General features: G+C 59.8%; 8 protein-coding genes. 6 read left to right on the forward strand and 2 right to left on the reverse strand.

Annotated features, from left to right (window positions below; genetic code table 11):
- On the reverse strand, positions 1-788 hold a 788-nt coding region (locus tag ENZ74_RS10785; RefSeq protein ID WP_164760998.1), incomplete at its 3' end, for an AMP-binding protein.
- Between the two features lie 249 nt (positions 789-1037).
- On the opposite strand from ENZ74_RS10785, the gene ENZ74_RS10790 reads away from it, so the two are divergent.
- The 3 genes from ENZ74_RS10790 to ENZ74_RS10800 all read left to right on the forward strand — a co-directional run bounded on the left by ENZ74_RS10790 (position 1038) and on the right by ENZ74_RS10800 (position 2884).
- Positions 1038-1646, forward strand: a complete 609-nt coding sequence (locus tag ENZ74_RS10790; protein ID WP_127312768.1) for a BA14K family protein — start codon at positions 1038-1040, stop codon at positions 1644-1646.
- Between the two features lie 97 nt (positions 1647-1743).
- Positions 1744-2091: a DUF2934 domain-containing protein gene (locus ENZ74_RS10795; RefSeq protein ID WP_027160800.1), complete on the forward strand. Its 348-nt coding sequence runs from the start codon at positions 1744-1746 to the stop codon at positions 2089-2091.
- A 643-nt stretch (positions 2092-2734) separates the two neighbouring features.
- On the forward strand, positions 2735-2884 hold the full coding sequence (locus ENZ74_RS10800) for a hypothetical protein (protein ID WP_086081318.1): 150 nt from the start codon (positions 2735-2737) through the stop codon (positions 2882-2884).
- 83 nt (positions 2885-2967) lie between these two features.
- Here ENZ74_RS10800 and ENZ74_RS10805 read toward each other — a convergent pair whose 3' ends face one another.
- The gene (locus ENZ74_RS10805; RefSeq protein WP_063168610.1) at positions 2968-3918 is read right to left on the reverse strand and encodes an EamA family transporter; all 951 of its coding nucleotides are present in this window, start codon (positions 3916-3918) and stop codon (positions 2968-2970) included.
- Between the two features lie 691 nt (positions 3919-4609).
- Between ENZ74_RS10805 and ENZ74_RS10815 the strand changes: the two genes are divergently transcribed.
- The 3 genes from ENZ74_RS10815 to minC form a co-directional block, all read left to right on the forward strand.
- Positions 4610-6973, forward strand: coding sequence for an ATP-binding protein (locus ENZ74_RS10815; RefSeq protein WP_063168609.1), 2364 nt, complete (start codon positions 4610-4612; stop codon positions 6971-6973).
- Positions 6970-8946, forward strand: coding sequence for a DUF4406 domain-containing protein (locus ENZ74_RS10820; RefSeq protein WP_082826503.1), 1977 nt, complete (start codon positions 6970-6972; stop codon positions 8944-8946). Before ENZ74_RS10815 ends, ENZ74_RS10820 begins: the two co-directional genes overlap by 4 nt.
- A gap of 155 nt (positions 8947-9101) precedes the next feature.
- Positions 9102-9804 (forward strand): septum site-determining protein MinC (gene minC, locus ENZ74_RS10825; protein WP_127312770.1); only part of this gene is annotated, 703 nt, incomplete at its 3' end.

Consider the following 9804-nt stretch of genomic DNA (forward strand, 5'->3'; position numbering starts at 1 on the left):
ACCCAGATCTCTTCGGAGGAAAAGTCGAAGGCGATCGTCATGCCCTGGTAGACGCGGTCGCCCGGCCGGTAGCCGTAGGAGGCGGCGGCGACGCGGATGAAATTGACGAAACTCTGGTGCTTGATGACCACGCCCTTGGGCTTGCCGGTGGTGCCCGACGTGTAGAGGATGTAGCAGGTGTCGTCCGCTGAAGCGGCCTTCGCATGCGGCTGCAGCGGCGCGTTGGATTGTCTGGAGATTTCGGCAGCAGTGCTGTCGATCAGCAGATGCGGGACCGGCAGCTGGCCGGCGCGCGACGCATAGGCGGCGATGGTGACGATCAGGCTGACGCCGGCGTCTTCGATGATGAGCGCCATCCGCTCCTCGGGAAAGGCGGTCGCCAGCGGCACGAAGGCAGCGCCCGCCTTCATCACGGCGAGCAGCGCGACATAGGTCTCCGCCGAGCGGTCGAGGATGAGCCCGATGCGGTCGCCCGGCTTCACGCCGCGCTTGATCAGCAGGCGGGCGAACTGGTTGGCCCGCCTGTCCAGCTCCCGATAGGTCCAGACACGCCCGTCGGAGATCACCGCCGGCAGCGCTGCGAACATCTCGGCAAGCTGTTCGAAGACGGTGTCGAGCCGCTCGCCGGGCAAGCCTTGGCGGGCAAAGTCGGCGCCCGTCAGGATTTGCCCGCGCCTGGCTGTCGCGGGAGCCGTTCTTACCAGCGCATCGACACCTGCCGGGCCGCTTTCCAGCCCCGATCGTTCCGCGTCCAGTTCGGCGACATCGACACCGTGATCCATTTCCATACTTTCCCGTCCAGGCCGGGCATTGCCCGGCACGGCCATTTTTCCAGTTGTTGTGGGATGCTTATGCCATCCGATCTTTTCGGCAGTTTTTCCGAACTGTTGAATATTGTTTCTGAACTGTGTCTGGGCGGGGTTTTGAGCCTCCCTTGGCGGCTGCGCCCGGCGGCAACGCCGGCGCGCGCGCCAGCGTTTTTCTGGAACCAGCCTTGAGGCCCCGCATTCTATGAGCAGGGACTGAAGGAGCGTGTCGTGAAAGCGGTTTTGGGACTGGTCTGCGGCTTCGTGCTGACCCTTGCGGTCTTCGGCAGCGGACTGGGCTTCGCCGCCTGGCTGCTTGCCGCAAAGCCGCCGCGCCAGGCAACGGCCACCGTCAGCGTGGCGGAGCTGTGGACCAAGAAGGCGCGGCCGGCAGGCGTTCGAGGCCCTGCCCGGCTTTGTTCACCGGCCGCCCAGCCGGCGCCGCCCGACATCCCCGCCAAACCGCCGGAAACGCCGCCCGACCCGACGGTCACCGGCGCCATCGCGCCCAAGGCAACCGACCTGCCGCGTCCGCATCTCGCCTGGTGCGCCAGCCGCTATCGCTCCTACCATCCGGACGACAACAGTTATCTCTCCTACAGCGGGCAGCTGCGCCCCTGCATCTCGCCCTATCTCGAAGCCGCCGGTCAGGCCGGCCAGCCGGCTGCCGGCGACGGCGGGGAAAACGGCGCTGGCCTTGGCGTCTACCTTGCCGATGATGACGGCGAAGCGCTTTCGGCCGACCATGTCGATTCCTGCTTCAGCCGCTACCGCTCCTATCGCCCGGAAGACAACAGCTACCAGCCATACTCCGGTGGCCCGAGACGGCAATGCCAGTAGCCCCCGCGCACCGCCGGCATGGCGATCCGATCGCGCGGATTTTCCGGAGCGTCCGCATTGGCGCGACGTTCAACCCTGACCCGAAGGAGGACTGACCATGAGCGACGACCGGGACGACAGAATTCGTGAGCGCGCCTACCAGATCTGGGAACGGGAAGGCCGCATGCAGGGCGACCCCGAGCGGCACTGGCACCAGGCCGAGGCCGAGATCGACCGCGAGGGAGCCCTGCCGCTGACGGCGGGCGACGCGCTGCCTGAAACCGGCGAGATCGCCAGCTCCGACGTGCTGGAGGTCGAGGCGCTGGCGGTGCGCACCGGCATCTCCGGCGACGAGGCACAGGAACTGCTCGACCGCTTGGGCAACGACCGCGCCGCGGTCGAGCAAGCCGCGCGCAGCCTCAAGGCCAAAGGGCGGCGAAACCCCGATGAGGGACTGGCGAAATAGTCGGAGGACGAAAAATGCCGGCTAGGCTGCGACGGCTGATCGGCACGAAAAGCCCGCGCCTCTGGCGGAGGACGCGGGCCGATCGGAGGGCCGATCTTCGGCAGGCGATGGAGGGCACCACCTGCCGCATCCACTAACAATTAGCTTTGGCTAATGTTCCGTCAAGTTGGATCTGAATTTACTGCGTTGGAATGTCGGCTGCCGCCGCAATTGCGCCGCTAGCCTTCGTGGCCGGGATGCATGTGTCCGGACAGGGAGCTTGTCGATGGGATAGGAATTTTTTCTTGACGGGGTGAGGGCAGCTATGCTACATTTCTGCCTATGGTGCTGATTTGCGCCAGTGACCCGCCGCCCAGGCGGGTTTTTGCGTTTTGGCCGGCGCTCGCCGAATTTCGACGTTGCCAGAAAGCGCCGACGCCAAAGCTGCCAATCTCCCCACTTGTGGGGGAGATGGCCGGCAGGCCAGAGGGGGGGCGCCGTAGAGTGCTGCCTTCGAACGGGTGGATCATTTGGATTGGAACGGCGTTGATCCCTGACACAACCGGGGAATGAGCATGGCGACAAGACGCAGGCGCTGGTCGGCAGGCCGCCGCCCGGTAAGCGGAAACCTTGATCAGGGCCAATCCTAGCCAGGGAGAGCGAGATGATCCGAAAACTCAAGGACGGCAAATACCGGCTGTATTCGCGCAAGAAGGACGACAAGACCGGCAAGCGGCGCAACCTCGGAACGTTCGATACGCGCGAGGCGGCGGAGAAGCACGAGAAGGAGGTGCAGTATTTCAAGCGGCATTGAGAGGGGGCCTCTGGCTGTCGCAATGGTGACTCACCAAACGCCAATGCGGCCGGCGCTGAATACAGCCGTCACCCGCAAGATGTCTACGCCACGCGTGGTTGAGCTGGCCTGACTACGGTAGCGAGCACGATGCCGGCGACGATGAAGGCCGCACCGACCAGGTCGTAATCGTGCAAGCCCTCGCCGAGCAGCAGATAGGCGAGCACGGCCACGAACACCGTCTGCAGGTAGAGCAGCATGCTTGCCCGGCTAGCACCCAGCGTTTGCACGCTTTTGTTGTAGAGGTAGTACATCAGGGCGCCGCCGGGACCTGCCAGATAGGCGAGCGCGAGAAGGCTGTGGACGTTCATGGCGGAGCGTTCGTCGTTGAACAATTCCCACGCATGGAAAGGCAAGGCGACCAGCGCACCGGCGCCGAGCAGCAGCACGACCATCGGCAGGAGTTCGATGCCGAATTTGGCACGGCGCAAAAGCACGGTGTAGAGGCCCCAGCAGAACGCGCTGCCGACGATCCACAGCTCGCCGGCGTTGAGCTTGAGCTGCAGCAGCGCCGTCAGGTTGCCGTGGGCAACGATGAAAATCATCCCGGCAAGCGCAACCAGCGCGCCAAGCGACTTCCACAGGCCGAGCGGCTCGCCAAGCACGAAACGGGCAAGCACCATCGTCATGACCGGCGACAGCGCCATGATGATGCCGGCCGTGGTGGCGTCGGTGTGGTTGAGGCCATGGTAGATCATACCCTGGCAGAGCGTCAGGCCGATCGCCCCCACGGCGACGACCTCCACGGCGCGCGTTCGCAAAAGCCCGATCATCGCCTCGTGATGACGGTGCACGATCGGCAGCAGGATGGCGCAGGCAAGCGTCAGCCGCCAGAAACAGAGACCCCAGGGCGGCATTTCAGGCGCCACCCATTTGGCCGCGATGTAGACACCGGCCGAAAGCAGCCAGCACAGGACGGCGGCCGGATAGCCGGCCAGGGAGGATATGGGGCGCACGGGTTGCGCGGCTTGATGCGCTATCGGCATTGCCTGCATGTCATGCCTCCCCTTCGATGACCTCGGCCAGACGGGGCAATATAGCCTGTGTCGTTGGGTCGTGCATCCGTTTTGAGAGGTCGAGGAGGAATCTGGGCAGCCGCGCGGACCTCAAGGGCAAGGGGAAACTATCAGCCAGGGAGAGCGAAATGATCCGGAAAATGAAATGCGGAAAATACCGGCTTTATTCGCGCTAGGAGGATGAGAAGACCGGGAAAAGGCGGAATCTGGGAACGTTCGAGACGCGTGAGGCGATGGAGAAGCATGAGCGCGAGGTGTAGTATTTTAAGCGGCATTGAGGGGATAGTGGGACGTTCCTTGCAGGCTGGATACCTGGGCATGGCCCGGCGGGAGTCCTCTTTCACACCAAACTTCGCCCGGCAGAACATTCCGAGAAGACAGCGATCACGGCGGGCATGTTCCTACTGGCAATTGCCGCCATCGGCGCAATATAGCTGCACCAGCAGCGGAGCAGGAGACGGGCAACGTGCTGATGGTGGCGAATGGGTGGTAGGGAAGCTTTCAGTTGAGGGGCGGGTTGCGGTGGATCACAGCTCCCTGGGCGCGTATCGCTTAGTATGGATGCGTTAGGCTCAGGTTGAGTGATGCGGTCACCCTTTCCTAAACACTACAGTGCCCTTATACCGAATCGGTCGCTTGCGGCACAGGAACAGTGAACTCCAGAGGTCATTTGCATACTCTCGAATCCTATCTCAGTGATGGAATCCAACGTGATCGGGAAGACATTGCCGCCATCGATCGAGTGCTTCTAGAAACAGGAGAAACGATTGCGGGAACGTTCAATTCGGAGAAACCCAACTGGCCCTATGAAATTCCCGATCGCCGAAAAGAAAATGACAAGCACAAGATTTCGCATAGCACGATGACAATGATGATCCGCGCAATCGATCTTCTTCGCGAGTCGCAACGAGTTGGCACATCTCGTCCAGGCTATGCATTTGAGGTTGGCGGTCAATACGCGAAAAAGCTGGATGAAGCGCGAAAGAAGGCATTTGACAGGTTGGTCGCTGAGCTTAGAGAAGCCCGTTCTGAGACCAGAGCCCAAACCATAACAACGATTTCTCCTACCTACGGGACCAATGACCCGCTAACCATGTCGTTTCTTGCCGAGGTTTTGTCGGCGACACCTGGTGGGACCGATGATCTCATGGCCGATGCCAGGATCGTCGTTCAGAAACTCGTAAAGATTGATCCGACGAACAGCTTCGTCAGTTTTTTTATTTTTAAGAACAGAGGCTTGACGGAATCAAAAGTCGTACCCAACGCATTCGTTCCTTTGTTAGTCGTGCGTGCAGCTCATACGCTGGGGCAAGAGATAGAAGGCAGAGCTGCATATCTGCGCTACTTTGAGAGTACACTTCACGATCAGCTTTCGTACTCAAATATCCCGGACAGCCGCTTCGATCCTGCCGAGTTGATCTTCTCTTTGGAGGGCGTGCTGCTCCTCTCGGAGCAGACAATAGATGTGCGTCTATTCGACCGTGTTCTTGATGTCCTCGAGCAAGCGCAGCAGACTAGTGCTCACTGGCGCCCAAGTAAGCCCTTCCTGCGCACCGTAAAGGGGTTTGTACTTTTCCCAATAAGTGTGGAGGCCGCAAATTCACTTCTGCGGTGCTGCCAGAGACTAGATAAGGACGAGCGGTTTCATGGGCGCTCGGAACGATACATAGCTCTGTTTCGCCGCTTCTGGAGTTGGCTTGCGGCGAGGCGCGTCACAATCGATGTTGAAGGAACGCCACGCCGAGTTTCAGGCTGGCACTCGGACCATGTCGCGGATCCTGACTCGATCCAACTTTGGGATACCGCGCAGGTAGTCGATTTTCTTCTGGGATACCGGCGTAGCCTCCACGGCCACATAGCTCGCACCACGCTGCGACTGTCTCGCTTCAACGTTCGAAAGCCTCAACGTGCCAAACAGTCTTGGAGTCCTGCGACCCAAGCGATGCAACTAGCTCGAAAGACGACAACGGCCGCGGCCCCGGATGACAAAGCAGATCTGAGGGAGAGCTTTGAGCCGATAACCTCACTCGGGCCATACTTCGAGACCTATCGTAAGGTAGAAGAGGAGTTCCTTTTGCCTTGGCTCGGCGGAAGTCCCCGAAATTATTCTATGTTAATTTATGGCCCGCCTGGCACCGGCAAAACCAGCGTTGCTGAAAATTTAGCGGATGCGCTCGGCTTTCCGCTCGTAACGATTACCGTCAGCGACTTTCTGGCAGGTGGCGGGGGCGAGGTGGAAGCGCGCGCTAAAATGATCTTTGAGGTGCTTGAGGCGCAGGCGGACGTCGTGGTCCTCTTCGACGAGATTGACGAACTCGTGCTGGATCGAAGCTCGAAGCGGCATGGCCAGCAAGATACCGTATTCAAGTTCATGACGCCTGGCATGCTGACCAAGTTTAATAACTTGCGCCGAGCGAAGCGCGGTATCTTCATCATGGCTACCAATTACGCATATCGCATCGATCCGGCGATCCGTAGAACGGGGCGTATCGACGAGAATTACCTACTGCTTCCGCCGGATGCTACTTCAAGGCAGAAGATGATAAAGAATTTTCTGAAAGATGCGATCGAAAAGGGAAATCTCCCGGCCGACCATGCGCTGAATCCTGACAATATCGAGAAATCCGGTAAATGGAGTATCCTGCGGAGTGCTTCATTCTTCTTGGGCTATAAGGATATCGAGGCTGCAGTGGCGCGTGTTGTTCGCCAGGTTGGTAACAGTCAAAGTGTGACGGAACTTGAGAGTGAGTTCTTGGAATGGGGACGCACAACGACTCTTCGCCTCTACAATGGCGCATTCGACGAAATAGACGATCGGGAGGCAATTGAACGCGAGTTCCTGCCCCTTATCGAGATGGCAGCGCGGGAGGGCGCAGTCCTTAAGGAAAAGAAAAATCCGGCTCTCGATTGCGCGGCTTTATTTAAGGCTGATGAAAAGAATGGCAAGCTGGCTTCGTTCGCTAGTGAACTTAAGCTCAGAGAAGAATCCTTAAGGTTCGTTAAGCGGCGCAGTCCGGAATACGTTAGGAAATGACAGCTCAATCCCCCCAGCCGCTAAGCGGCATCCGTCAAGCTTGGCGTTCTGCCTTCGGATCACGAAAGGTCGTCTATCTCAGCGGCCCGATCACGTCGGGACTGCGGTTCATAGATTGGTGGAGCAAGATCGGATATCAGCTTGAGGCCGATGCGAGCGCTTATCGTGCCGAACTTGTCGAGCAGGTGATTATTCCGAACGAGAACCAGCTCAAAGCGACAGCCGAACTGCTCCGCGCCAGGGGCTCGGAGCCGGTGGTTGAGCCAGCGAGCCTATTCATTAACGGTTGGACCCAAGAAGATTATCTAGAGTTGTGGCAGCAGTTCATCTCAGCTCACGCGAGCCGCATCCTGTTAATGGACGGATGGGAATACAGCGCGGGTAGTGCCTCTGAATTCTGCCGTGCACATCTCGAAGGCATCCCCACCGCTCGTGTTGACGGATCGCCCATCGTCGCACGAGATGGTGTCGCCGCAATCAGCCGCGCACTCGCTCGCGTTGATGCACTGGCTGTGCCGCCGCTCGCTCTCCAGAACACATTGCGTGCTGCATATAGCCAACTCGAAACAACAGTGGCGACTGTAGTCTACGTGCCGGGTGGTGGCATTCCGCGAAAAGACGCTTCGCTCGATCGGCTCGCTGAACTTATCAACGTAGCGCAATTCGTCAGCTATGAACCGCATCGTGGGAAACCAAAGCAGGCGTATTCACGCGTCCTTGGGGAAAGCCCTAACCGCATATTCTCCAACGTTACCGAAGTTGCCGAGACACTCCTTGCGCGAAGCGCTGACGGCTCCGTGAATGTGAGAAGCTTTACACCTGAAAGCCCGCTTAGCCGCGAATTCATATACGGTCTGACTCGAGTTAACGATATTGTCGATGCGATCGCACGCCTCACGCGCGAAGGTCTGCATACCATCGTAAATGAAACGGTCGATATCCACGATGGTGGCGTTTCCGGGGTGGTGCTTGGGAAGATCATCGAGTTTGCTCCCGACGATACGCCTCGCGCGGTAGAGAAGGCAGGCACAGCTTCTCTACCTCTCGGTTGGGGATTCCGACTCCTCGCTACGGTTTACGGTTTCGAACCGGATTTGGCAGTTCCCGAAAACACGCGCCTGGAATTCAGTCTGCATCCCCGGCCACGTGGCTGGCGTCGCATGCACACGTTGGGATGGGAGATTGCTGAACACAAAGGGTTAGATTTGTTTCCGGTAGCGCAGTGGCCCAACAGATTTAGTCATATGCTTGGCGATAAGGTCTTCGGGCTTCTTGTCGCACACCTCATTGGCCTGCCAGTACCGCGCACTACTGTGGTCAATCGGCGGGTGGCACCGTTTACGTTCGGCCAAGCAACGGGTTCGTCGGAGGTCTGGTGTCGCACTGCACCAATCGAGCAGACACCGGGCAAATTCACGACAACGCGCGGCTGGAGCGACCCCTTTAGGATCATGCAGGAAGAAGATCCGGACCACAAGTTAATCGCTTCGATTCTGGGACAAGCAAGTGTTGAGCCGCTCTATTCCGGTGCGTCGATAGTGCTCCAGAGCGGGGAGATCGTCACCGAGGGGCTACGCGGTGTGGGTGACAGGTTCATGTTAGGCACTGCCAAGGCAGAGATACTTCCGTCGTCAATTATCGCGGACGTTGAACGCCTGCATGCGGGTGCGGCCGAATTGGGCCCGGTGCGTTTCGAGTGGGTTCACGATGGCAAACGGGCATGGGTGGTGCAGATGCATCATGGCGCAACTAAGAGTGCTGCTGGCGTGCTTGTCCCGGGAAAAGCAGAGCATTGGATAGTCTTTGACGTCTCGCAAGGACTTGAGAAGTTACGCGACGTCATTGACAGCCTTGAGCCGCACCATGGTGTGGAATTGCAGGGCGAAGTTGGCCTAACTAGCCATATCGCGGACGTTATTCGCAGAGCAAACGTGCCAGCACGCATGAAACCGCAGGACCGTGATGCGGCCTAGTGCTGGGCAAGCAAACATCACCGTAGCCGAGTGCTCTTTCGGGTAGGGTCGCCGGGAACAGGAATTGTCGTCCTACCGCCTTCCCACCCCTGGCATTAACCATTCGTTAACCATTCCCTCGCTAGCGTTTACCTCTCAGTAAGGATTCGCCAGCCGTGACCTTTGCCGCCCCCCTCGAGGCCAAATCCATTCGCTTTCGTGCCCGCTCTTTCGTCGCTTTCACGCTGACGCCGGAGGCGCCTTTGGACGTGTGGCTGGAGGGGCTGGATCACTGGATCGGCAATTCGCCTGGCTATTTTGCCGGGCGGCCGGTGGTGCTTGATCTCAACACCTTGAAGCCCGATGTCGCCGCGATCGAATCGCTGGTCGACGTGCTTGGCCATCGCGGCATCCGCGTCTACGCCATCGAGCTCGACGGCCACGCCGCACTCGCGCCCAACCTGCCGCCGGTGCTGGTCGGCGCCAAGGAGGCGACGACGGATGGGTTGCTGCCCCGCGAGGCGCGGGCGGAGGGTTTCGACAAGGCCGAGGGCAGGGCGGCTGAACAGCATGCGGATGCGGGCAGCGCGGCCAAGGCCGGCGACGGCAAGGCTGGCGCAAGCAAGGCGGGCGATAGCGAGCCGCAGGTTGAAGCTTCGGGCACGCTGATGATCAAGGCGCCGATCCGCTCCGGCCAGGCGATCGTGCATCCGCATGGCGATGTCATCGTGCTGGGTTCTGTCGCTTCCGGGTCGGAGATCATCGCGGCGGGCTCGATCCATGTCTACGGCACGCTGCGCGGGCGCGCTTCGGCGGGTGCGCTGGGCAAAAGGGGCGCGCGCATCTTCTGCCGCAAGAACGAGGGGGAGCTGCTGGCGG

It is taken from the genome of Mesorhizobium sp. M7A.F.Ca.CA.002.15.2.1, assembly GCF_003998715.1.
In the GTDB taxonomy this organism is placed as follows: Bacteria; Pseudomonadota; Alphaproteobacteria; order Rhizobiales; family Rhizobiaceae; genus Mesorhizobium; species Mesorhizobium ciceri.

Coding starts and splice junctions, on each gene's coding strand:
- ENZ74_RS10805 (WP_063168610.1), bottom strand. CDS start 3,918: ATGCAGGCAATGCCGATAGCGCATCAAGCCGCGCAACCCGTGCGCCCC.
- ENZ74_RS10820 (WP_082826503.1), top strand. CDS start 6,970: ATGACAGCTCAATCCCCCCAGCCGCTAAGCGGCATCCGTCAAGCTTGG.
- ENZ74_RS10800 (WP_086081318.1), top strand. CDS start 2,735: ATGATCCGAAAACTCAAGGACGGCAAATACCGGCTGTATTCGCGCAAG.
- ENZ74_RS10795 (WP_027160800.1), top strand. CDS start 1,744: ATGAGCGACGACCGGGACGACAGAATTCGTGAGCGCGCCTACCAGATC.